Source organism: Aromatoleum anaerobium, from assembly GCF_012910705.2.
GTDB lineage: Bacteria > Pseudomonadota > Gammaproteobacteria > Burkholderiales > Rhodocyclaceae > Aromatoleum > Aromatoleum anaerobium.
This window is the reverse complement of record NZ_WTVG02000034.1, coordinates 13,376-37,434: the sequence shown is the minus strand read 5'-3', so window position 1 is coordinate 37,434 and position 24,059 is coordinate 13,376. Positions and strand designations below refer to the sequence as shown.

At 57.0% G+C, this 24,059-nt stretch carries 23 protein-coding genes; all 23 read right to left on the bottom strand.

The genetic code is table 11. The features are described 5' to 3' along the window. Positions 1 to 66: 66 nt before the first annotated feature. Complete coding sequence (locus GO606_RS02590) at positions 67 to 456, bottom strand: type II toxin-antitoxin system HicB family antitoxin (RefSeq protein ID WP_169118926.1); 390 nt, start codon at positions 454 to 456, stop codon at positions 67 to 69. Next, the gene (locus GO606_RS02585; RefSeq protein WP_211166667.1) at positions 431 to 772 is read right to left on the bottom strand and encodes a ribbon-helix-helix protein, CopG family; all 342 of its coding nucleotides are present in this window, start codon (positions 770 to 772) and stop codon (positions 431 to 433) included. Before GO606_RS02585 ends, GO606_RS02590 begins: the two co-directional genes overlap by 26 nt. Then, positions 759 to 989 (bottom strand): DUF2281 domain-containing protein, encoded by a 231-nt coding sequence (locus tag GO606_RS02580; RefSeq protein ID WP_211166666.1) that lies wholly within the window; start codon positions 987 to 989, stop codon positions 759 to 761. The genes GO606_RS02585 and GO606_RS02580 overlap by 14 nt, the downstream gene beginning before the upstream one ends. 80 nt (positions 990 to 1,069) lie before the next feature. Further along, the gene (locus GO606_RS02575; protein ID WP_169118925.1) at positions 1,070 to 1,405 is read right to left on the bottom strand and encodes an H-NS histone family protein; all 336 of its coding nucleotides are present in this window, start codon (positions 1,403 to 1,405) and stop codon (positions 1,070 to 1,072) included. A gap of 255 nt (positions 1,406 to 1,660) precedes the next feature. After that, positions 1,661 to 3,565 (bottom strand): nucleoside-diphosphate sugar epimerase/dehydratase, encoded by a 1,905-nt coding sequence (locus tag GO606_RS02570; protein WP_169118924.1) that lies wholly within the window; start codon positions 3,563 to 3,565, stop codon positions 1,661 to 1,663. A 255-nt stretch (positions 3,566 to 3,820) separates the two neighbouring features. Next, positions 3,821 to 4,597: an acyltransferase gene (locus tag GO606_RS02565; RefSeq protein WP_169118923.1), complete on the bottom strand. Its 777-nt coding sequence runs from the start codon at positions 4,595 to 4,597 to the stop codon at positions 3,821 to 3,823. 9 nt (positions 4,598 to 4,606) lie between these two features. Then, a complete protein-coding gene (locus tag GO606_RS02560; protein WP_011239146.1) occupies positions 4,607 to 5,284 on the bottom strand; it encodes a sugar transferase in 678 nt (225 codons plus the stop codon). A gap of 1 nt (position 5,285) precedes the next feature. Then, complete coding sequence (locus GO606_RS02555) at positions 5,286 to 6,473, bottom strand: UDP-N-acetylglucosamine 4,6-dehydratase (protein WP_169118922.1); 1,188 nt, start codon at positions 6,471 to 6,473, stop codon at positions 5,286 to 5,288. Next, entirely contained in the window at positions 6,470 to 7,648 is a 1,179-nt protein-coding gene (locus GO606_RS02550) for a LegC family aminotransferase (protein ID WP_169118921.1), read from the bottom strand. The genes GO606_RS02555 and GO606_RS02550 overlap by 4 nt, the downstream gene beginning before the upstream one ends. Before the next feature lie 48 nt (positions 7,649 to 7,696). Next, positions 7,697 to 8,371: a retron system putative HNH endonuclease gene (locus tag GO606_RS02545; RefSeq protein ID WP_211166665.1), complete on the bottom strand. Its 675-nt coding sequence runs from the start codon at positions 8,369 to 8,371 to the stop codon at positions 7,697 to 7,699. A gap of 8 nt (positions 8,372 to 8,379) precedes the next feature. Further along, entirely contained in the window at positions 8,380 to 9,678 is a 1,299-nt protein-coding gene (locus GO606_RS02540; protein WP_011239142.1) for an AAA family ATPase, read from the bottom strand. A gap of 118 nt (positions 9,679 to 9,796) precedes the next feature. Next, positions 9,797 to 11,026 carry a glycosyltransferase family 4 protein gene (locus GO606_RS02535; RefSeq protein ID WP_011239141.1) on the bottom strand — a complete coding sequence of 410 codons (1,230 nt, stop codon included), beginning with the start codon at positions 11,024 to 11,026 and terminating at the stop codon, positions 9,797 to 9,799. Positions 11,027 to 11,030: 4 nt separating this feature from the next. Further along, on the bottom strand, positions 11,031 to 12,149 hold the full coding sequence (gene wecB / locus GO606_RS02530) for a non-hydrolyzing UDP-N-acetylglucosamine 2-epimerase (RefSeq protein WP_246979305.1): 1,119 nt from the start codon (positions 12,147 to 12,149) through the stop codon (positions 11,031 to 11,033). A gap of 42 nt (positions 12,150 to 12,191) precedes the next feature. Further along, the gene (locus GO606_RS02525) at positions 12,192 to 12,773 is read right to left on the bottom strand and encodes a hypothetical protein (protein WP_169118919.1); all 582 of its coding nucleotides are present in this window, start codon (positions 12,771 to 12,773) and stop codon (positions 12,192 to 12,194) included. Then, complete coding sequence (locus GO606_RS02520) at positions 12,770 to 14,059, bottom strand: AAA family ATPase (protein ID WP_169118918.1); 1,290 nt, start codon at positions 14,057 to 14,059, stop codon at positions 12,770 to 12,772. The genes GO606_RS02525 and GO606_RS02520 overlap by 4 nt, the downstream gene beginning before the upstream one ends. A 24-nt stretch (positions 14,060 to 14,083) precedes the next feature. After that, the gene (wbjC, locus tag GO606_RS02515) at positions 14,084 to 15,211 is read right to left on the bottom strand and encodes a UDP-2-acetamido-2,6-beta-L-arabino-hexul-4-ose reductase (RefSeq protein ID WP_169118917.1); all 1,128 of its coding nucleotides are present in this window, start codon (positions 15,209 to 15,211) and stop codon (positions 14,084 to 14,086) included. Positions 15,212 to 15,215: 4 nt separating this feature from the next. Next, positions 15,216 to 16,259 carry a polysaccharide biosynthesis protein gene (locus GO606_RS02510; RefSeq protein WP_169118916.1) on the bottom strand — a complete coding sequence of 348 codons (1,044 nt, stop codon included), beginning with the start codon at positions 16,257 to 16,259 and terminating at the stop codon, positions 15,216 to 15,218. Positions 16,260 to 16,284: 25 nt separating this feature from the next. Then, positions 16,285 to 17,421, bottom strand: coding sequence for a glycosyltransferase (locus GO606_RS02505; RefSeq protein WP_169118915.1), 1,137 nt, complete (start codon positions 17,419 to 17,421; stop codon positions 16,285 to 16,287). A gap of 5 nt (positions 17,422 to 17,426) precedes the next feature. Next, positions 17,427 to 18,692: a glycosyltransferase family 4 protein gene (locus GO606_RS02500; protein WP_169118914.1), complete on the bottom strand. Its 1,266-nt coding sequence runs from the start codon at positions 18,690 to 18,692 to the stop codon at positions 17,427 to 17,429. Between the two features lie 61 nt (positions 18,693 to 18,753). Further along, the gene (locus tag GO606_RS02495; protein WP_169118913.1) at positions 18,754 to 19,971 is read right to left on the bottom strand and encodes an O-antigen ligase family protein; all 1,218 of its coding nucleotides are present in this window, start codon (positions 19,969 to 19,971) and stop codon (positions 18,754 to 18,756) included. A gap of 72 nt (positions 19,972 to 20,043) precedes the next feature. Beyond that, positions 20,044 to 21,297 carry a glycosyltransferase family 4 protein gene (locus GO606_RS02490; RefSeq protein ID WP_169118912.1) on the bottom strand — a complete coding sequence of 418 codons (1,254 nt, stop codon included), beginning with the start codon at positions 21,295 to 21,297 and terminating at the stop codon, positions 20,044 to 20,046. Next, a complete protein-coding gene (locus GO606_RS02485; protein WP_169118911.1) occupies positions 21,297 to 22,226 on the bottom strand; it encodes a glycosyltransferase family protein in 930 nt (309 codons plus the stop codon). Before GO606_RS02485 ends, GO606_RS02490 begins: the two co-directional genes overlap by 1 nt. Continuing rightward, positions 22,219 to 23,976: an asparagine synthetase B family protein gene (locus GO606_RS02480; protein ID WP_169118910.1), complete on the bottom strand. Its 1,758-nt coding sequence runs from the start codon at positions 23,974 to 23,976 to the stop codon at positions 22,219 to 22,221. Before GO606_RS02480 ends, GO606_RS02485 begins: the two co-directional genes overlap by 8 nt. Positions 23,977 to 24,059: the final 83 nt, after the last annotated feature.

The window sequence follows — 24,059 nt, the reverse complement described above, 5'->3', positions numbered from 1 at the left end:
TGCCGAAGATATCCGAGAACGAAAGAAAGTGGGTATCCCCCTGTTTACGATGGGGGTACGAACTGGCTATCGCGCGCGCATCGCCTCTTCTGCCGCCCGGGCAAGAAAGCCCGACCGGCTTTGATGATGGGACGCGGCATAGGCGTCGATCTGCCGCACCAGGTATTCCGGAAGCGAGATATTCAGCCGCACGGGCTTTGCGCTCACCCGCGCCAGGTCGATTTCCACCAGCATCCAGTACCCGCCGTGGAAGCGCTCATCATCGCCCCATTGCTCGGGGGCGGACGGCTTCGGGATCGCCATGTCCTCCCCCTCGAAATGCACCTCCACGGCCTCCTGCGCCATGCGCGGCAGGTCAGCCAATTCGTCCGCAGCGGAAAAGCAGCCCGGAAAATCCGGGAAGGTCAGCCCGTAGGCGCTGCCCTCGTCCTTATGCACGTACACGGGATACAACATGTTCCTCACCTCCAATCCCATCCGGCCTGGCCAGGTCCGTGGCCTCGCCCTCGGACAACGTCGACCGGCTGCGCGCCCGGGCGACGAGTTCCCGAGCACTTTCCACGGGCTTGATGCCCCGCAGAACGAGGCTTTCCTCAATGATCTTCGTGATCGAGCGCCCTTGACGTGCCGCTGTCTCCTTCAGCGCCCGATGGAGTGAATCTTCCAGGGTGATCGTGATACGGCTCATTGTGATTTCCTCCGTGACGATCGGCGACGACTTGAGCATCCCCAGGATGAAGTTGGTATCCAGCAGGAACTTAACGCCACTCATCGCGCAACCGCTGCTGAATAACGTCGGGGGCCTCACTGAACGTCGTCGAATTCTCCAGCCCGCCGCACAGGTCGAGCAAATCGTGATCCACCGTCTCAGCCTCGAGACTGGCGTGCCTGGCCCGCAAGAACTCGGCGAAATCGAGCACTTCGGCCAGCAGAGGCTCCGGCAGGGAACGAGCGGTTTCCAACAACCGCTCTGTGATGGTAGCCATCATGCATCTCCTTGTTCGTGAGTTCTCTTATATAGACAGTGGCAAAGGTCAAGCGCTCACAGCGCGCAAGCAGACGCGATTCATCACACTTGCGCCCCTTCATCCGCAATCAGGAACGCCTCCTTCGCCTTGCCCGCATCCAGCTCGGCTTTCAGCCACTTCGGCATCACGCCGCGGCCGGACCAACTCGTGCCGGTGGCCGGGTTGCGGTATTTCGCCTTGACCGTTCCGCGCTTGCCCGACGCCGGTTTCTCGGCCCGCGCCGGCGCGCCGAAGCCAAGATCGGCCGCGCTCAGGTTGTAGTCGCTGATCTTCTGCCGGATATCGGCGATCACGCCGGCAATCTCGGCCTGCCGCATTTCTTCCGCCTGCTGCTTGAGCGCTTCGATCTGCGCGAGGATTTCCTGATAAGTGCTCATTGCGCCTGCTCCATTCATGTTGTTCTCAAATTTTCGACCCGCTCAGCCTGAGTTCTTCTGTCACGATGGCGCGCAGCATCGGGGGTCCTCCGCGAGTTGAAACTGTCATGCAACGTCGCACAAGAGCGACAAAAGAAGGCCCAAACATAATGCCGGACGAGCTGGCATCAGAGGTTTGGGCGCTGTTGCCACCCAGCATAGCCCCGCTCATCCAGAAAACCAACAGGTAAGCACGAGCGTTCATCCGGGTACAGCTCAGCCTGCAAGACACTCCCCGTCCGAATGTCTTTGTTGCCCTGTTGAAGCGCAATAGTCCTCACCCCCGCTGCATTCCCACGCCGGAACCGCGTGTTTCAATGCCGCCACCAGTCCATCACGGTCCCGCGCCTGCAGCGCGGCATGGAGCGCCTGCAGAGCAAATGCAAGTTGCCTGCGGTCGACGGGCAGCGTCTGGCGGGCGATGTGGATGCGCGGGTGGGGCGTGTCGGCGAAAATCTCCGCCGGGTAGAACAGATCCTCGTACAGCTTCTCGCCGGGGCGCAGCCCGATGTATTCGATCCGGATGTCGCGCCCCGGCTGGCGACCGGACAGCAGGATCATCTGCTCGGCCAGGTAACGGATCTTTACCGGCTCGCCCATGTCGAGCACGAAGGTATCCGCGTCGTCGCCGATCGCTGCCGCCTGCATGATCAACTGGCAGGCTTCGGGAATCGTCATGAAAAAGCGCTCGATGTCCGGATGCGTCACCGTCACCGGGCCGCCGCGCTCGATCTGCCGCTGAAAACGCGGCACCACGCTGCCGGCCGAGCCGAGCACGTTGCCGAAGCGCACGGTCATGAAGCGGCTGCCAGCGCGGCTGTCCTGCGCCTGGCAGATCAGCTCGGCCAGCCGCTTGGTCGCGCCCATCACGCTGGTCGGGTTCACCGCCTTGTCGGTGGAAATCAGCACGAAGCGCTCGCACGCGCACGCCGCGGCCGCTTGTGCCATCACTTGCGTGCCGACCACGTTGTTCCGCACGGCCGCCTCCACCTGGTCTTCCAGCAAGGGCACGTGCTTGTACGCGGCGGCATGGAACACCACCTGCGGCCGGTAGCGCTCGAACACCTGCCGCACACCCATCACATCGGTCACGGAGAGCAGATGGCGCACGATCGGCGGCGCGTCGGGCAGCTCCAGCAGCTCGGTTTCGATGCTGTAAAGGTTGAACTCGCTGTGATCGATCAGAATCAGCAGGCGCGGATTGCATCGGCACAGTTGCCGGCACAGCTCCGCACCGATCGAACCTCCAGCCCCGCTCACCAGCACCACGTGGTCGCTCAGGCTGCGGCGGATCCCCGGCCAGTCGAGCGACACCGGGTCGCGCCCGAGCAAATCCTCGATCGAAACCTGCCGCAACTGCCCCGCCGCGACCCGCCCGGCGACCAGGTCCTTGGTCGGCGGCACCGTACGGAAGGGCTTGCCGGTGGCCTCGCACAGATCGACCATGTGCTGCATCTGCCTTGCCGTCGCGTTCGGCCTGGCGAGCAGGATCAGATCGATGCCGAAGACATCCACCACCCGCGGCAGCTCGTCGATGGTGCCGCGAATCGGCACGCCATGCACGGTTCGTCCCAAGCGGCGGTCGTGATCATCGACGAAGGCGATGGGCAGGTAGCCCGCGTCGCGGTCCTGCAACAGATCCCGCACCAGCATCTCGCCATCCGACCCGGCGCCCACGATCAACACGCGCTTACCGGTGCCGGGGTCGATGCGCCGGTCCTTCACCCAGCGGTACATCAGGCGCGGGCCGGCCAGCAGCATGATCTGGTAGACCACGAACAGCATCGGCAGCGACCGCGGCACATAGGCCATGCGGTTGAATACGAACAGGATGGCGAGCAGCAGCGTGGTGCCGATCAGCACCGCCTGGACGATCTTCGCCAGGTCGGTCAGCGACGCGAAGCGCCACACCCCGCGATAAAGTCCGAAGCCCCAATACACCGAGCCCACCACCAGCAACACCAGCGGCAACATCCGCCCGGCCTCGGCGATGAATTCGGCAGGTACGTGGGCCAGGTTGAAGCGCGTCCAATACGCCAGCGCCCACGCCAGCGCGAGCATGACGAGGTCGTAGGCGAGCACCAGCACGCGCGAGCGCATGCGCTGGAACCAACGACCCATGAAAACCGATCCACCGCCGCCCGCACCGTCGGCCCCGACGAGACCCGATGCGTTCGACAGCATGCGGCGCGCGCGCGCCCCAAGCTCACCCAATCCATGCAGCAATGACACACTACCCCGGCTCGGCAGTTGCGAAGGCCGTGATGCTAACAGAGTGGGCACACGAACGACTGCCTCAATGGCTGCCTACGAAATGCTCTCCCTTCACCATCTACATCGCAAAACAAAGCGTCACTGCCAAAGAAAAGCTAGGTATCAGTTATCGGGCCAAAGAACCGACTCACGAGTACCTACTCGTTGAGCACGCTCACCTACGTAAATGCCCCAAGGCTCGGACGATTTTGCCACGGTCACCCCCGCCCCAACTACTGTACCCGGTTCGATCGTAACCCCGGGCAACAAGGTCGCGTTCGCTCCAATGAATGCATCTTTCTTGATCCGCACCTTACCCCGAAAAACTTTCCGTTGATCAGCGCTTACCATTGGCCCGGAACATCGCGCGCCGTCTTTAAGCACCTCAGTTGAGGTGATGATATTTGAGTTGGTTGCGATGCAAGCGTAGTTTTCGATTTCGAAATCACCGCCACCACTGATAAAAACACGAGGCGCAATGTGGACACGCCTGCCAACCTTCGCTGTCTTGCTCATCACGAGCACATTTTTGTCGATATAGCTAAATTCTTTCAGCTCAACCCCTTGCGGATATGCAAAGAAAACACCTTGATCAATAAAAACGTTTGGCTCCATCAAGCCGAGTTTTTGCCGATAGTACAATCCTCGGATGTACATACCCAGCATATGAGGCAGTCCGCGCATGTTTGTCACAAGGCCGTACACTGCCGAGCTGTAAATGGGAATAGGCAGCGCCAAAAGAAATCCCACAACTCGCTCGAAAAGCCACAAGGGCACTTTCACGAACGATTTTTGCAAAAGCCTCTCCGCCAACTGTAGCGCATGCGATGAACGCCCATGCTCTTTTTCCGACGCGTCAATAATATGTCGGATCAATCGATGATCAAAAATTAATTGCATGATGTCATCTCAATTTTCGAATTGGATAGAGGTTGCAAGATTTCGCGGAGGATTAGGTAGCGTTGGCAATGCTTTCCACACCACGCGCGACGAGGGAAAGAGCACCACCCACACCGTCACCAAAATACATGCGAAATACGTCCGCAGCCCCTGGTTCGCCACGTACCATTCTTCCAGCTTGCCCTTGTACGGCATGATCACTTCATCGTAGAAGCGCTCGGGCGCGGCGCTGGCGTGCAGCATGTCCTCCTCGCCCCTGAAGACGATCGAGCCGATTCCCGACAGCCCGGGCCGCACCTTCACGATCTGTGCCTGCGACGCCGGCGGAAACGCATCGAAGCAGCGTTGCGTCTGCGGTCGCGGGCCGACGATGCTCATGTCGCCGAACAGGATGTTGAGCAGTTGCGGCAGCTCGTTGATCTTCGTCTTGCGCAGGAAACTGCCCAGCGGCAGCACGCGCGGGTCGTTCTTCAACGTGACCGTGCCGGTGCCGAGGTGGGGGCTGTTCTTCAGCATCGTCGCGAACTTGTACAGGCCGAACGACTTGCCGCCACGGCCGACGCGCTGCTGCACGTAGAAGATCTCGCCCTCGCCGGTCAGGCGCAGCGCGATCATCACCGGCACCAGAAGCGGCGACAACACCAGCAACGCCAGGCCCGAAAAAAGAATGTCCAGAATTCGCTGCATGTCACATCCTGTTGTCCAGATACTTGCCGGTTTCCTTGTGATCGAACTCCGGGATCATCTCGTTGAAGAGCGCGACGATCTCCGCCTTGTCCCAGGTCGGCCGGGCGCGAATCTCGTTAATGCGCGCAGTGAATCGATCCAGACGGGCGCCGTCGAACTCGGCCGCGTTCTTGATCACCCCGACGGTGTCGAAACGCGCCATGTCCAGCGTTTCGCGCTCGGTAAAGAACTCCTCGAAGCCCTTTTCGCCGGTGGTGTCGCTGGCGAAGAAATACACCGGCCACTTGCGCTTCGCGATCAGCTCCGCGCCGCGTTCGCGCGCCTCGTCCTCGCTGCCGCATTCATGCGGCTCGTAACCCAGCGATTCGAGGTAGCGCACCGCGATGTCGGAAAAGCGCGTCAGATGCAGCGCCTCGCTCAGCTTCGGGAAGAAGATGTCGCGATTGTCCCCGAGCAGGCACGACATCAGGCACAGCTCGCCCGACTCCTGCGGCGTCACGAAATAACGGCGCACGTCGTTCGGCGCCGAAATCGGCTGGCGCTTGGCAAAGCGCTGGTTGAAGCCATGCAGCAAGGAACCGTCGGAAAACGCGACGTTGGCAAACCGCGCGGTCGAAATCGGCAGGCTCAGACTCTCGCGCATCAGGAACATCTCCATGATCCGCTTGCTCGCGCCCATCATGTTCACCGGGTTGGCCGCCTTGTCGGTCGACACGCAAAAGTACTTGCGCGCCCCCTTGGTACGCGCCTGGGCGATGGTCGCGATCGTGTTGAGCACGTTCACCTCGATCAAGCGCATCAGCGTGAACGGGTCCTTCTCGCTGCGCACGTGCTTGAGTGCCGACAGGTTCAGCACATAGTCGTAACCGTCCCCGGCGTTCATCAGCGCGTCGAACTCACGCCCGCCGCAGTCGATTGCGAAAGTGCGGAAGTCGCCGTCGATGTAGCCGAGCGTGCTGCGGATGTCGCGCACCAGCTCGACCATGTTGTTCTCGCTGATGTCGACGACATGCAGCACGCGCGGCCCACGCTTGAAGATCTCGCGCGTGACCGCCTGGCCAATCGACCCCGCCCCGCCGATCACCAGAAAGCGGCTGCCTTTCACCAGCTCGGTCAAGCGCTTTTCCTCGCGCGCGAGGTCGGTATCGAACAACAGGCGCTCGCGCCCGATCAGTTGAAGCACATTCATTGCTGGAGTCTCCAGAATTCGCTTTCAGGCACGCTGGAAGGAAGATTCACGACGCGATCCTCGAGCCAGCGCGAGTTTTCCAGCCCATCGTGCTGGCAGTCCTTGAACATCTCCAACGAAGACATCAAACGCCAGATCGGCCGCGTCATGACGCCCCGGCTGTTGGTGTATTCGAGGAGCGCATCACGTTCCGCTCGCGAGTCGAGCACGACCGCGTTCAGCCAGAAATTCGGCCGCGTGCCCGGCGGCGCGCCGACATAGCGGAGGCCATGCTGTTCGCAAAACGCCGCGTAGCGCTGCGCCACATCGGCCTTGATCGTCAGCATTGCGGGCAGCTTTTCCATCTGCGCGCAGCCGAGCGCGGCATTGACGTTGGGCAGGCGGTAGTTGTAGCCCACTTCGTCGTGCTCGAACTCGTAGGGATGCGGAATCTTGGCCGTCGTGGTCAAGTGCTTGGCGCGCCTGGCCAGTTCTTCATCGTTGGTGACGATCATCCCGCCCCCGCCGGTGGTGATGATCTTGTTGCCGTTGAAGCTGAGCGTCGCGAGCCTTCCGAAGGTGCCCGTATGCCGTTCGCCGACGTAGCTACCGAGCGATTCCGCGGCATCTTCCACGACGGGTATCGCGTACTCGTCACAGAGCGCGACGATCTCTTCGATGCGGCAAGGCAAGCCGAACGTGTGCATCGGCACACATGCCGCGATCCGCGCGCCCGTGGCCCGATTGAAGGTCTGCCCGTCACGCATTACAGCGTTGGCCGCAAGCCAGGTTCTCAGCGCCCGCGGACTCAGGCCCAGGGTGTCCCGGTCGACGTCGATAAAGACCGGCCGGGCACCGGCGTATGTGAGCGCATTGCAGGTCGCGATGAACGTGAGCGCCTGGCTGATCACCTCATCGCCCCGCTCCACGCCGGCGAGTTGCAGGGCGACGTGCAGCGCGGCCGTGCCGTTTACCGTGGCAACCGCAAACCGTGCGCCGGTGAAGCCGGCGATCCGCTCTTCGAACTCGGTCACGCGCGCGCCCACCGAGGACACGAAGTTCGAGTCGATGCAGTCGACCAGGTATTGCTTTTCGTTGCCTTCGAAAACGGGGCGATGCAAGGGCGTCGGGTCGCCGCCGTAGAGGGTGCCAACCAAATCGACGAGGGCGGCAAAGTGGGTATCGTTATCTGTCATGACAAGAAGCGTTGATTATTGGATTCCTGATGGTTCGGTTCGGGAAGGCTAAACACGGCGCTGACGTAGCCGGCGCGCTTTGCGCTCTTCCTTATCGGCATACTTCAGCGCCGCCTGCGCAATCGCCTCGCAGTACGGCCGCAATCGCCCCTCGAAGTCCGGCTTTCGGACCTCGGCAGCCAGACGCCGCGCAGCCGCTGCAGAGAACTGCCGTCGTCTGCCCGGCTTCAAACCGCCTCGAATGGCAGCTTCGCGGTCATGGACCAGGATCGGGTGGTTGAGCCGCAGCACCTCGATCGTTGCCTGTGCCACATCATCACGACCAGTCACCTCTCCCGTCTCAGAGAATCTGAACTTCGAAGGTGTCGCTTTGTGCAATGGGGAACAGAACGGACCCCGTTCCGGGTCGTAGTCGCCCTTTGCATGGGCGCCGAACTCGCATACCGTCTTGCTGTTGCTGCCTGGGTAGCAGGCCAACATATTGTGGTAGTCGATCGTTTCTTCCGGGTTTTTTCGTGCCTGCGGCAACACATGCTCGATGTGGCAATCGGCCGCAGACTTCAGCCCGCGCATCGTATAAGCGCACAGATGATGCTGTTCAACCATCAACGCATGCTTGACCGCTTCACGCGGAAACCCGCCCCCCGTGTAGGTCAGATTCTGCGGGCTTGCTCGATTCTGGCGCTTCCAATCCAGCAACTCGCGTGGTTCCGGCCCTTTCACGATGCATCTCAAGGCTGGTCCTCCTCGCCCAGCCAACGCAGGCTGTCGAGCTCACTACGCACCTCGATCACATCGGGAATCGCCCCGACCTTCGACTCCAGCGCCACGATTTCCCGCTCGGCCACGTCGAGTTGCTCGTTGTCCAGCGCCTGATGGATTCGTCGCAGTGCGGCCGCGACCTCCGTATTCTGCGGTTCGGTACCCATGATCTCGGCAAGCACTTCGCTGCTTGGCAAACCCAGCGCCCGCTCTGGATGGCCCACTACCTGGCCGCCCTTCATCAGCAGGATTTCGTCGGCCACGAGCTCGCCGATGATCTGCGGCGAATGCGAGGCGGCGATGAACTGGATGCACGGAAACGCAGTCTTCAGCACGCCGCAGACCCTGCGTTGCCACGCCGGATGCAAATGCATGTCGAGTTCGTCGATCAGGACCACGCCAGGCGTTTCGTCCAGCACACGCGCCCCCAATTGGGGATTGAGCAGGCACATGCGTCGCGCGATGTCGGCCACCAGTGCAGCCAAGGCGCGCTGGCCATCGCTCAGGGTCTCGAACGGTACGGGGTCGGCGTCCTGCCACTCCAGGACCAAGCGCCGGTACTTGATGTCGTACCGCAAGCCTTTCGCCCCCGGTATCGCAAGCGCCACGGCGCGGTTGACCAGCGCCAGCTCATCGAGCGCACCGCCGTTGTCTACATCGCGGCTGTCCGATTCGGCTTCCAGGCGTTCCAGTGATTTGCCGATGACCCAGGTTTCGAGCCCTTTCATGTCGAGGGCGGCATCGAACCATGAGGCATAAGCATCCAGGCGCGAATCCTGATGCCGCACGGCGGTGTCAGCGCCCACCCCGCTCAGCCGCCACTGCCGTTCGGCTCCATAGAACGCCGCTAGAGGCAAAGCGCCCTGTCCTCCCTGAGCGATGCGGGCAGACTCGTCCGCGATTGCAGAAAAAACCGTGTGTTCGAATTTTGATTGGCTAGCCGGCCCGGGTTGTTCCACCCACCAACTTCGTGCAGACCCGCAAACTTCGCCTTCGAGCTCGATACGCACGGGGTAACACCGCTCATACCGAACCCGCCCCTGCAGTTCGATCAAGGCAAGGCGGGCGTTCGCCTCCTCGGCATGCGGCCAACGTGGGCTTTTTCCCAACCCGTTGATCGGAGTTGCCAACCCGGCTGCAATCGCCTTCAGCAGCGATGTCTTGCCGCTGCCATTGACACCGACAAGCAGGTTGAATCCAGACTGGAACTCGAACGTCTCCTGCTTAAAGCAGCGGAAGTTCTCTACCCGAAGCGTATCGATATGCATGATTCAGCCCTCGATCATGTGAGAGGGGATTTTAGGGCTGCTTTCGGGAATGCCCATCTCAGCAAGCATCACTGTATTGACCCGATGAACGTCATACCAAGAGTTTGTAAGCCCAGATCTACGCTTGCTGCGCGCCCAAGGTTCGAAAAATCGACGCGAACCTGCTCACGCCGACACTGAGGGACAGCTTCTCCTGATAAAACTGGCGAGCGTTACGAGCCATCAAGGCCCGCTCTTCGCATGTCGCACGCATCAGCGTCAGGGCGGCATCGGCGATCGCGCGGGGATCTTCAGAATCAGAAACCCGCCCGCAGCCGCTTTCTCTGACCAAATCCGCTGCGTCGCCCTCGACTGCCATCAGGACCGGCTTGCCAGCCGCCATATAGGCCTGAGTCTTCGAGGGAATTGTGATTTTGAAAAGCGGGTCTTTTTTCAGGTGGACCATCAGGGCATCCGCCGCCGCGAGATAGCTTCCTACTTCTGCCATCGGCACGGGTGGCAGGAAGACAACATTGTGCAATTGCCGATCGCTGGCAATCTGTCGAAGCTGCGCTACCTCGACTCCGCCGCCAAGAAACACGAAGCGCAATGTGGGCGCCACGTCGCGCACCAAAGCCGCAGCCTCCAGCACTGAGTCGAGAGCCTGCGCCTTGCCCATGTTCCCGGCAAAGAGCACACGAAAGTGCTGAGGGCCAGGAAATCCCGGAGGGACTTCACCGGTTGGAACCCCGATCGCATCTTCGGCGCACCAGTTGTAGATGACGTCGATCTTGTCTTTTGGCACGCCACGTTCGATCAGCAGACGCCGGAAGCCCGGTGACAACACAACCAGACGGTCGACGTGACGATAAACGCAGTCGCAAACCCACGACACGGCTTTCAACGCGCGTTGATTCGAGAACATTCCCGTCGCACGCAGCGTATCGGGCCACATGTCCTGTATGTCGTACACGACCGGAACGCGACGAAACAGCCGAATCAACACTGCTGCAATGCCCACCGTCAACGGGGGATGATAGGCATAGATCACATCCGGTCGCTTCGCACCGAACAAGCCATACAAGGCCGAAGAAGCCCCGAAGCTGACATAGTTGAGGACCCGCCCCACAGCGCCTTGATCATGACTTGGGTAAAGAGGGAGGCGGGTGACGTGTACGCCGTCGATCTCCTCTCGCTGCAAGTGTTTTATCCGGTAGCCCGGATACACCTTTCCGCCCGGATAGTTCGGAAAGCCGGTCACGACCTCGACTTCGAAGCCTTGGCGCACCAGTTCCCGGGCAAAGACAATGCCCTTGAAAGTCGGCTCGGGATCGAACCACTGGGTCAGCAGCAGAACTCGGGTAGCCATTCTGTCAATACTTCTTCCAGACCACGCGATTCACGTAATCCGTATAACTGTGAATGATGCGCACGACCTTGTCCGACACGTTCGGCATGCTGTAGTCGGCCACCTGGCGCAGGCTGCGCAATTCGCCGCGGGATTGCGATCCGAGGATCGCCAGCCCCTGGCGCACGCGCTCCACTTCCAGCCCCACCATCATCACCGCCGCCTCTTCCATGCCTTCCGGCCGCTCGTGCGCTTCGCGCAGGTTCAGCGCCGGGAAGTTCAGGATCGACGACTCCTCGTTGATCGTGCCGCTGTCCGACAGCACGGCCTTGGCCGACATCTGCAGCTTCACATAGTCGTGAAACCCCAGCGGTTTCAGCAGCCGCACCATCGGATGGAACTTCGCGCCGGTCGCATCGACGCGCTTTTGCGTGCGCGGATGGGTCGACACGATCACCGGCAGGTCGTGGTCCTCGGCCACCGCGTTCAACACTGCCACGAGCTTGGTGAACGCGCGCTCGGATTCGATGTTTTCCTCGCGGTGCGCGCTGACAACGAAGTAGCGCCCCTCCTCCAGCTCCAGCCGCTGCAGCACGTCGGACGCGTCGATGCGCGGCCGGTAGTGCGTCAGCACCTCGAACATCGGGCTGCCGGTCTTGATCACCTGGTCCGGCGGCAGGCCTTCGCGCAGCAGGTAGTCGCGCGCGATCGTGCTGTAGGTCAGGTTGATGTCGGCGGTGTGGTCGACGATGCGGCGGTTGGTTTCTTCCGGCACGCGCTGGTCGAAGCAGCGGTTGCCCGCTTCCATATGGAAGATCGGGATCTTGCGCCGCTTGGCCGGGATCACCGCCAGGCAGCTGTTCGTGTCGCCCAGCACCAACATCGCTTCGGGCAGGACTTCGGCCAGCACCTGGTCCACGCCGATGATGAGGTTGCCGATCGTGTGCGCCGCCCCGCTGCTGCCGGCCGCGCTGTTGAGGAAGTGATCCGGCTTGCGCACCCCCAGGTCATCGAAGAAGACCTGGTTCAGCTCGTAGTCGTAGTTCTGGCCGGTATGCACCAGCACGTGCTCGCAATGCCGATCGAGCGCGGCCAGCACGCGCGACAGGCGGATGATCTCGGGCCGGGTGCCGACCACGGACATGACTTTTAGTTTTTTCATATTCGCAAGGGTTTTAATAAATCATCAGGGCTTGGCAGCCACCTTCTTCTCAACGGCCGTCGCAATCAGCGGCGCCCTCTCACGAAGCCCATCGAGGGTCAGTTTGCCCTGCTCATACAGTTGGTACCACGCACGACGCTGCCGGATCAGGCGTTCGTCATCCCGGATCGGCAGATTGCGCAAGGTGTACTCGGCGCGGGCCCGATACGCGTCCGGTACCGCATCGGTCAGCTTCAGTTGCAGAGAGGGCAGGTCGACCTCGAACCACCCATCACCCACTTCAAAGGGATCGAGGAAATCCCGTGACCGCTTCTTGTTCTTCGAACTGTTGATCCAGCCATCCAGATAACGGTAGTTCGACCATTCATAAGCCTGCGTTCTGTCTTCATCGCAGCTCACGAAGTGATCGACCGTTCCACTGGAAATCCACATCGCGCCGTAACCGCAGCGGTCGTGAAAGCTCGCGGCGAGATCCAGCCGAAAATCGGACCAATAATCAGGCGGGCGTTTGCCCCCCGGGTTCTTCTCCAGCCACTTCCGGCCTCTCTTACGGCACCGTTCGTCGAAAGCTGCAGGTTCCGGGATGGGGTTGGGCACCGGAATCACGAACGCTTATCCTTCTTGGCTACCTGGTGGTTTTCCACCCAAACGACCCAGCGCGGCCAGAAATGGTCGCCGCCGGGCAGCGCACGCTCCAGCGCCTTATGGATGGTCCGTTCGTTGGTCAGGTGCGGCGGCAGCGGATCACGCTCGCCCCGCATCCAGGCCTCAGCCGCCTCGATGGCCTCTTCTGCTTCCACCGAGCGCGCCTGCTGCAGGCCGAAGGCATCCGACACCAGCCAGTTGACTACATCCCCCTGCTTCGCCCAGGTTTCACGCACGATCACCGCCTGCCCTTCGCGCAGGCCAATGGTAAATACCGCATCCTCCTCACCGTCGAACAACGGCTCGGCCGAGGCCAACACCAGGGGCGAATGCGTTGCCACGATGAGCTGCACCAGCACCTTCCTGCCTGTCAGTGCCTGCATCACCTTCAGCAGGGCCGGCACAATGCGACGCTGCCACTGCGGGTGCAGGTGGCACTCGATTTCATCAATCAGGAAGATGATCTCCCTGGCCGGCTTCCGTCCGGTCTGCTCGCACGCCAATTGATGCTCACGCCAGGTCCACACCAGCAGATAGGCCAGGGCGGCGATACGGCGCATGCCCGCCGAGGCGTGAATCAGCGCGACGTCCTGCCCATAGGGCATACGCAGCGAGGGGTAATCGGTCACATCCAGCCCGAGCCTGACAGGCTTGCCCGGCACCAGCTTTTCGTTGCCGGAAGGCGACAGCGCATCCAGCACCTTGATCAGGTCATCGAAAGCCGGGTCGGCCCCCTTCTGCCACAGCACCCAGTCATGGATCAGGCCGTTGCAGTGGCGAATGCCGTCTTTCCCATGCAGCCCTTTCCAGACCTGTTCGGGCGTAAAGTTGAACGCCCTCAACCGCTCCCCCGCCAGCGCCTCCTTGTCGCTCCAGTAATTACGCGCCGGGTCCCACGCCGAAAAACTGCCATCGACACCCGCGTAGATCACCACCCCGGGAATCGGCGGCCGTCCCTGCTTGACCGGCCAGACCTGATCAACCCTGCTGAAAACGCTTTCCTCGACAAAATCACCCTTGGTCGATTTCGTGTACGCATAGGCAATGCTCGCGCGCTTAGCGTCCCGTTGCGGCACCGCCTCCACCCCACGCGCCCAGGTACGGGTCAACACCCACCATGCAGCATCGAGCAGAAAGCTCTTGCCCAAGCCGTTGTCACCCGTAATGAAATTGAGCCGGGGAGCAAACTCCACCGGCCCGAACTCCCGGGCGGGCCCGACACCGGCAAGGTGCAGCGATTTCAGCATGACACTCCTCCTGCGCCCCGAAATTTACAGTGGGCAAGCATACGTATCCGGCCGCGCCCGATCAAAAACCTCGTTCGCCCACAGCATCACCACCATCTCGTCGCTGCCGATGTTGGTGATGTCGTGCGTCCACCCCGGCACCGTCTCGACGATCTCCGCCTTGTCGCCGCGGGTCACCAGTTCGTGCGTCTCGCCGGTCTGCATGTGGCGGAACCTGAAGCGGGCCTCGCCCCTGATCACCAGGAACTTCTCGGTCTTGGTGTGGTGGTAGTGGCCGCCGCGGGTGATGCCCGGGTGCGCGGTGAAGAACGAGAACTGGCCGCAATCGGGCGTCTTCAGCATCTCGACGAACACGCCGCGCGCATCGCCGTGCTGCGGCACGGTGTAGGTGAAAGCTTCCGGCGGCAGGCAGCTCACGTAGGTCGCATACAGCGCGCGCACCAGGCCGGTGCCGACGCGCTCGATCATCAGCGTGTCGCGGCTGTCCCGGAAAGTCCGGATCAGCCGGGCCAGCTCGCCCACGGTCGTCGTGTACTGCGGCGCGACGGTCGCGAACCCGTCCGCATCCGCCGCGGCATCGGCGCCATCCATCAGCTGCACGAAGCGCTCGATCACGTCATCCACATACACCAGCGTCACCGGCGCGGCCGGGTCGTTGATGTGGATCGGCAAGTCGCGCGCGATGTTGTGGCAGAACGTCGCCACCGCCGAGTTGTAATTCGGCCTGCACCATTTGCCGAACACATTCGGCAGCCGGAACACATGCACCGGCAGCCGGTGGCTGCGCGCCGCAGCCAGCAAGGCTTCCTCCGCCCGGCGCTTGCTCTGGCCATACGGATTGTCGCGCGCGGCCTGGATCGACGACGTATAGACGATCGGCACCCGCTTGCCGCCGGAATCAGCGGCCGCGCACACCGCCTCGCACAGCGCCTGCGTCAGGTCCACATTGCCGGTGACGAACTCGTGCGGGTCCTGCGGCCGGTTGATCCCGGCCAAGTGGAACACGAAGTCCACCCCCTGCAGCAGCGCGGGCAGCGCCGACACGTCCTGCCCGCGCGTGAAGCACACCACCTCCACGTCCCTGCGCTCGGCCAGGTGCAGCTGCAGGTTCCTGCCGACGAAGCCGTTCGCCCCGGTGATCAGCACCTTCATCGGCTCAGTCCTGCGGGTCGGCGTGTTCGCCGCGCGCGATGCGCTGCATGAAGTCGAGCTTCAGCAGCAGCGTCTTCATGCCTTCCACGTCCAGCCGTGTCGTGTTGTGCGAGTTGTACTCCTCGCCGTGCAGCGCCTGGGTGATGCGCTGTTCGCCCTCCTCGACGAACTTCGCGTAGTTCAGGTCGCGCCCGTCGGGGGGCACCCGGAAGTAGTCGCCCCGGTCCTCGGCGCAGGCGCGCTCCTCCCGTGTCAGCAGCGATTCGTAAAGCTTTTCGCCGTGGCGCGTGCCGATCACCGCCACCGGGTGATTCAGCTTGTCCATCAGCTCCAGGATCGCCCGCGTCAGCACCTCCACCGTCGCCGCCGGCGCCTTCTGCACGAAGATGTCGCCGTTGTTGCCATGCTCGAAGGCGTACAGCACCAAGTCCACCGCATCGGCCAGCGTCATCATGAAGCGGGTCATCGACGGATCGGTCACCGTAATCTGCTTGCCTTCCAGCACCTGCTGGACGAACAGCGGAATCACCGACCCGCGCGACGCCATCACGTTGCCGTAGCGCGTGCCGCAGATCACCGTGCCCGTGCCTTCGAGGTTGCGGCTGGCGGCGACCATCACCTTTTCCATCATCGCCTTGCTGATGCCCATGGCGTTGATCGGGTACACCGCCTTGTCGGTGCTCAGCACCACCACCCGCTTCACCCCGGCCGTGATTGCGGCGCCGAGGACGTTCTCGGTGCCCAGCACGTTCGTGCGCACCGCCTGCATCGGGTGGAACTCGCACGACGGCACCTGCTTCAGCGCTGCGGCGTGGAACACATAGTCCACCCCGCGCATTGCGCCGGCGACGCTGCGCTCGTCGCGCACGTCGCCGATGTAGAACTTCAGCTTCGCGTTGTTGTAACGCTTGCGCATATCGTCCTGTTTCTTTTCGTCGCGGCTGAAGATGCGGATTTCGCCGATATCGGTCGAAAGAAAACGCTTCAGCACTGCATTGCCGAACGATCCGGTGCCACCCGTTAATAATAGAATACCCTGAGCAAACATTGTTTACCTCAAAATTAAAATCAAACTAGATAGCAAGTTGCTTATTAATAATTTTGACATACGCAGCCGCGCGCTCCCGGCTTCCAGGCAACGATCTGACGTGTCGATAGGCATCTTCGATATGAGCCATACGAACCTCCTGGAGCGTTCGTGAGAACCAGTCTTCGATCCGCCTTGCCGCTTGCTCTGCATCAATCGGGTCAAAATACAGGGCATGGTCGCCACAGCAATCCCTGACAAAGCCCCTGTTCGACGCAAAGAGCGGAAGCCGCATCACCATAGCCTCCAACGGCGTCGCCGAAAAACTCTCAAGCAGGCTCGGAAAAAACACAGCATCCATCGCACGATAAAACGTTGGACACTGAGCAACGCTAATCGAACCGACATTGAACACATGCGAACGAAACTCGGGGCTGCGGCGCAGCCACTCAGTCTCGGTCAACGTCACAACGAAGCGGTACTTCCTTGTAGATATTCTTTGTAGCTCGCGCGACACATCGTCGAGAAAATCGATGTTCTTGTGCGGATAGTCTCGCGTTAAATAACCAAGCTTAATAGCCTCATCGTCCAAGCATTCGAGGGTACTTAGCGGACGCCAACGCGATTCATCCAAATAGATTTCAGAAAAACAGTTATTCACAACGTCAATCTGATCCGAGGGGAAAGACTTCAGATTTTCAATTCCCTTCTTCACGTGCTCCTGTTCAACAACGAGGCGGGCTGACATCTTAAAAAACCACCATTGCAACAAAAACTTAATGCGCATAGTGAGTCGAGACCGCAGCGGTAATTTTCCAACAGTCTCGTTACGCGGGTAGATGATCCAAGACTGCGCGAACCCTACAACATGGTTCGGCACTTTCCTCGGAAGGTACAACGGTCCGAATATTGTAAACACCAAATCAAAGCCGTAAAACTGCTCAGCAATATATCCTTTAAGTGCCTGCATTCCACGCACATCCAATACTTGGTATCTCTCAATATCTGTCCGATTAAAACCACATGACATTAGGTTATCATTCACTGCTGAAGATGCAAAAACATAAATTTTGTACGAGGTGAATCGGCGAAGCATCTTGGATAGCTCGAGAATGAAAGATGCCGCAACCTGCACCCCGCCGCCCGCGTGAAGATTTGAAGCATTAATCAGAACTCTTTTCATTGTCCTCAACGCCCTTCGATACGCACTAAGCACTCCTGCCCACCCTTGCTTAAAACGGACTCTAAGACTCGCCTCGTCTGGACGATATTTCCCTTGTTTTCCAGCACAAATTTCCTTGCTGCGGATGCCCGGGTTCTTAGCTGCTCCTCGTCAATGGACAAAACGCGAAGAATAGCCCCGGTGAGCGACTCATTCTCTTCAACAGAATGAATGTACATATAGTATTCTTGCGGAACTCCATCTAGTGGGTATCCCAAAACTGGAGTTCCTGACGCCATATACTCAATAAGTTTCGACGGAAAAGAAAATTTATTGTACGTGCCTTTATTATTTCTGGGATTGATCAGGAGGTCCGCTTTTCGCTGTAACTCAAGAACCTCGCTGCGGTCACGCAAGCCTAAATACTTTAGTCTTCGATCGAGCCTAGCTTCCCTTAAGACGTCCTTAACAGCACTCCCGCCGCCACAAATCCACAGTTCAATATCTTGATCCTCAATACTTTTAAACGCTTCTATTAACTCAACCACACCGTACCGTCTATCTAGAGTGCCAGTGTATAGTATAACCTTTCCTGAATTTCCACCCGGCTGGCAGCACGAGCCTGGCACTATCTTCGCGAATTCGAACATTCCCTCGACCCTCACGCACCTCTCGGGCGGAACACCGAGGGCATTGGACATGTAATCAGTTAACGTTACGAATGCGTCGACGCTCTGTACTATTCTGTAGAAAATAGGGGCTTCGACCCACTTCAGGTACGCCCGATACAGCCAACTACAGTCGCCGGGGTGCTCCGGCAGATCAGGAACGATTACGCAAAGTTTAACGTCGCTGCGTTTTCGTTTTGCAAGAGCTGCGGCGGCAACATATGGCAGGTTAGCGGAGTAGACAAACACCACACTACCTGGCCCATCACCAGATATCGACTTCATAATTTGCCGCGTGAGCTGAACAAACTTGAAGATGTTCTTGATAACAGGAAGGTTTAAGTATCCGACACTATAGTCGCTTGCTCCTTTTGCATGCGAAAAAGAGTAGCCCCTGACATACCAGTCACGATGACTCTTCGGATAACTTCCATAGAAGGGGGCCGATATTAAAGACATAGGCTCTCCGACATTCGCCTCAATGCCGAAGATAAAACTCCACTGAAAGTTCTCCGCAGCAAACTGTAGCGGCACCTTTGACTTGGAAATCGCTGTCTGGAACTGGGATCGAGGCGTCACCCCGCCAACGAAGATCAACTTCGTCTGCGTCATTCCAACATTCATTTCTGCATCCTATTTATTCTGGTCGACCATAACAAACTACGGCCTGGCGCATCCGCGATACTTACCTAGCCATCACCCGATGGGCTAATTTGATTGACGATCGTCGGACTGTCGCTGAAGCCACTAGACTCAAGAATCCGCAATATGCGGAAATTATGTAGGTAAATCCGTCAAGAATCGGCTCAAGAGCAAAAAGCAAAAGAAAACCGGTTACGACACAAGCCGTTGAAGTGACAAACACCGGGCACGAACAGTTACGTTCAATTGCTTTCTTGCATGTATGTATGCCGGACAGCGTATGTAGACAAAGAAGCACAAAAGCAAGCCAACCACCACTGCGGGCTGCATCGAGCCAAAAATTATGTGAATATCCGTTCAACGCTAGACTCCAACCTTGCGGGTTTTGCAACATCAGCACGGTTGCATTCGACCAACGTTCAATTCGCCCTCCAGCTGTCGCGGCGGAATAGGTATCGTCATTCAGCCTATCCATAAAGTAGCTCGCAATCATGCTATCGGATTGAACCACTTCATTCACTGCGAACGGTAGCATGGCTAAGAGCACAACGAAGACAGCGTTTCTCATACGACCTTCCCGCCCCCTATTCAACGTGCTACCGATGAGCATCGAAAGTAGAGGAAGAATAAGATGCGTACGGGAACCGAGCCGAAGAGCGGCTACTACGGATATTCCTACTGCGCAAAACAAAAGAATGCGTTTTAGCGCTGACACGTCGTCGTTGGGACAAAATAGCGCTCCGGCCAAGGAAACCAAAATCACGAGGTACCCGCCGAGAATCGTTGCGCTTGCCTCTGTATCACCCAGCCCGACAATCTTTATGTTCCTGCTCAATCCCGCGAATCCTTGTTCGTAAATACTCAAGAAAATTGAAAGGAGAGTAAAAAACGAAAGAGAAACAGCGACCAAGAACAGAATCGAAAGGTACTGTTTGTCCGACTTACATCTAAGCCCGACAGCTCTGCCGGCAAAAATAGCCGCTACTGGTAGCACTAAGAACTGCAGGTTGACTGACTCGATGCCGAAACCAGTAACATAACTGTTAATGGAGTATGCCCCTATGAAAAGCAGCCAAAGAACGGCATTCCGATCCACCAGTTTACCAATCCGCCTGCCATTAAGTGACACCGCTCCGACAAGCGCCAGAATGGCTTTGGCGACAGTAAACACGTTTCCAAAAAACAATCCCGCAAATAGAAGTAATGAAATACTATATTTTCCGATGGACATGCCATGGTTTGTCACCGCATGAAGCTTCAATATCAACTCCTTCTCGACCGATGCAGCATACGGTTTGAATCGCCCTGCTCCGCCTGCACGAGGACACCCTTACTACTTAAGTTTGCCTTTTATAATTTTGCTATAAATTTCTATTTGGCGCGTGCAGTTAATTTTTCTATCGTGTCTTTCTTGTGCATTTTGGGCATCCATAGCCAATAATCTGCAATCAGTAGATTCAAATATGCTCGAGATATAAGAGGCGAGAACTTCGTAGGAAAGGAACTCGTAAGTTTTGGCGAAATGATAATTTTTTAATATCGCCATCACTCCGCCAACGTACGAGGCAATTACCGGTGTCCCTAAAATTTGAGCCTCACCTATCGAATTCGAGCTATTTTCAATGCTTGATGGGCTAATAAACACATGCGCCCGTAAGTATGCCGCTTTGATGGCTTCTGAATGCAAGGGGCCAAGGAATTTCACATGATTCGTTAGCCCATAATGCTTGATCACCGAACTGATATAACTACCATATCCAGTACGCTTGAAACGGTCCATCAACGTCATGGCCTTGGTGATGTCTTGACCTGCAACCTCAACCAAAATATCTGGATAGTCCTCCTTCAGCAGCGCAACCGCTTTGAGTACTTGGTGTAGTCCTTTGATCGGATAGCCTGCTTGGCTCAGGAAAATCGAGTGACGGCGACAATTATCCAAAGACCATTTTTCACCGGTGTAGAATTCGTCACGTAGTGATTCGTTGCAAAAGTGATAGCGGACTTTTGGGTTAATGGCACGCGTATGCGCGCGATCCCAATCGGTACGACCTATTACGGCTGTTGCCCGCCGGATGTATTCCTGCTCGACTAGGCCGCGTTTATAGAAATCGTGTCTGGCATGGAATAGTGTGCTCCGGCGGACGACGTCACGAAACGTGATATTGCGCAGCACATCCCATGAGGTCATTCCTGCCATGAAATAGCGGTGATAAACCGATACCAAACCTTGTATCGAAACCACATACTTTAGGTCAGGGCAAGCATTCATTAGGGCCATGCCATGGCCAAATTCCGTACCGTGGATATGGACAAGATCGGGCGCAAAATGGGCGATGATTTCTCGCCAGCTATCCTTTAGCCTCCCGGACCCGCGCTTTTTGGGAATGAGGCAATAGTGTATGCCATACAATGAGAATGACTGTAGTTCTTTGCCTGCATAGATCGTGGCCACAGACAATTGGACATCGTCCGATGCTGCCAGATCGGAGGCCAGTCCATACATCCAGCCCCCATATACAGGTGGTTCCATGCCCAGATGGATTGCCGCATCTGGGAAGATAGTATTGACGACCCAGAGAACTCTCATCACAGCCCCATGCGCCGTAGTATCGAAAATATTTTTGACCGAATCCGTTGAGCCAGAGTTGGTTTAATATTTTCGTAAAACTGTATGATTTGCTGAATTGCGACCGAATTTTCAATAATGTGCCCGGAGAAATGCGGGTAAGAATTTTTATTTAACCCCGTGGAGTAAACTTGAGCTGCCTTGCTGCCGTGCGTGCCGGAACCGTCATGACCAATGTTGTCGACATAACTGATTGCAGGATTGAGACAAAGGCCGCCATTTTTGAAGATTGTGGCATACCAATAAATCGCCCAGGTATTGATTCGTCCCTGCTGATTCAGCAAGATCTGGCTCCAGAAAACGCCTGAATCCTCAAGATCGAATTTTCGGATCATTTTCCGGTCGAACTCCGCGATCAACTTGTCAGTATTTTTTTCGAAATGTTTCCAACGGTCCCCCCATGTCGCCCAACCCCAGCAGTTCATCACGCGCAGGAAAAACGCATCGCCGAGCCCTGCAGGATCAACTGGGTAATTCCAGCCGCTGATATGCCATACCTGCTTGTCTGCCTTATGTCTGTCCAGAGCGGCATTCATGAAGGACAGAAAGGTCGGACTGGTGACAAGGTCATCCTCAAGCACAATCACCCGGCCGTAGCGGTTACAAACATCGGTGACGCCTTCGATGATATTTCGCGCCAACCCATAATTGGTCTGGCGCTCAACTATCAGGACACTGCGAAAGCCTCTTGCAGATTTGACCAACGCGCGCACTTCATTGACGGCGGTTTCTTCCTTATCATTACGGGCACCATCCGAATAGACAATCAGATCGCTTTCTGCAGCCAGATCATTTCCTGCAAGTGCTTCGAGGGTTTTTTTTGCATGATCCGCCCGAACGAAAACGAAGAGAACGATAGGGGCTAAATCGAGAGAATGATTATTAGGCATCTGGATTTTTACGCAGCCGTTCTATATCGCTAGAAATTGCTTGTACGGTTAAAGTTTTCGCATAAGCTGGCAGACTCCCACCAGTCGTGCGTTCGTACAGGTCACGTAAGAAATCAGTTCCGCCAAAGAGATCTAGAAATTCTCTTACGCTCTCATTATTATTCCACATGGGATAAAATGAGTCTGTTCCGCAATTAGAAACCGCCCTAAGGTTGAACTCAAACGGCGCGAGTTGATACTGCTTTGGTAGAATGCAGCCCATACCCAGTCGATTGAGTATCCGTGCACTAAGCAACATAAAACTTTCGACCGGGCTTCCGATTGAAGAAATCCCTTTGCTGTTTGACGCAATACTACCGAACCCTGGGTAGTGTTGTTTGAACATCAGCTCCACAGCTCTTCTGTCACGCAGATGTTTTTCATTCAACGAAAGAAAGAAATTTGCGTATTCTGAACACAAGTGCGGACTGGCTACGGGATAGAACCACTCAATTGTTCGTGGATAGTAGCTAATAAAATTACGTTGTCGTGTCCAAACGTCAAAAATTATTGCCTTATGATGAATATCGCCGGGCATCCGTTCAAATGCTAAACGGAATTTATTCTCCGCCTCGTCTTCGTAATCTCGACCTCCGAACAGCGGGAGTTTTTTTAGCTCATCGCGGTTCCAAAATTTGCTCTGACTAAACCTCCCCATTGCCTCTGAAAGGCCGTCGTCAGGATTTGCAATATTCAATAAACCACTATGTTGCCCGGCCGGAACCCCTGTCATGAATCCCGATGTAAATAGGGAGTCAACAGCTATGCCGAATTTTTTTTGTATTTCATGCACAAACTCCACTTGATACATTCCGTGCATGTGGACAGACGAACCAAATATATCACATATATCTTTCAGATAATTTTTAGTTAAAAATTTGCACGGAAGGTCAATGTGGCGCCATTCAATATTGCCCTGCTTGGCTAAACGCTTTGCAGATTCGACCTCAATTGAACCAGCGGAGCCATAAGTGAAACAGCGTGTTTTGCTGGCAAGGGCCTTGTCCGAAGCAAGAACGGCAAATATCATTCGCGAATCGTAACCACTGCTTAATGGCAACACGATCTGCGTCGCGTGGGCTAGTGACCGGGTAACTAGATGGCGATTTAACTCAAATAATTCGTTCGCCACCATCTTGTCCGAATGCGATGCCCTTACGCTTGACGTTCTTATGCTTTCAAGATTCTCAGTTGAAGTTAATTCGCCGCCAGTGGAAAATTTATATCGAGAATCTGGGAGTAGTTGAAATATGTGTTTCCACGCCGTCTCATTCCAAATGAAATGAGAGTATCGCATGAACCCATAAATGTTTTCCGGACTCAAGTCATCGAGCGAAGAGCCTGAAGCAAGAAAAGTACACGGTTCGATATTTGATGCAATAAAGCCGTTTCGCGTGGAAAAAAATACAGGTATGGATCCTGCATAATCATTTTCGAATTCTATGCCAGAACGTGAAACTCTTGCACGGAGAAATCTGTCCCATTTTTCTGAATTGTTATGCAATTTGCCGAGAAAAAACTCAAGTTGACCATCAGACGTTAAGTCGCAATTGGGTTCTGGATCGTCTGATACGAGAGCAAGATCGAATTCATTTACTCGCGTTATTGATAAATGCTTTCCGTACCTCTTTGCAATAATGGACAGATGATTCACTGATTTTTTCAAGAGCGCCGGATCTAGGTGTTTAGCTGCGAGAAATGCCTGAATCATTTTCTGTATTCCTGAATATCGGTCAGCCTGCGCTCTCGGGCGCAGTAATCGGTTAGCTTGCTAAAAGCTTCACTTGATGGCAT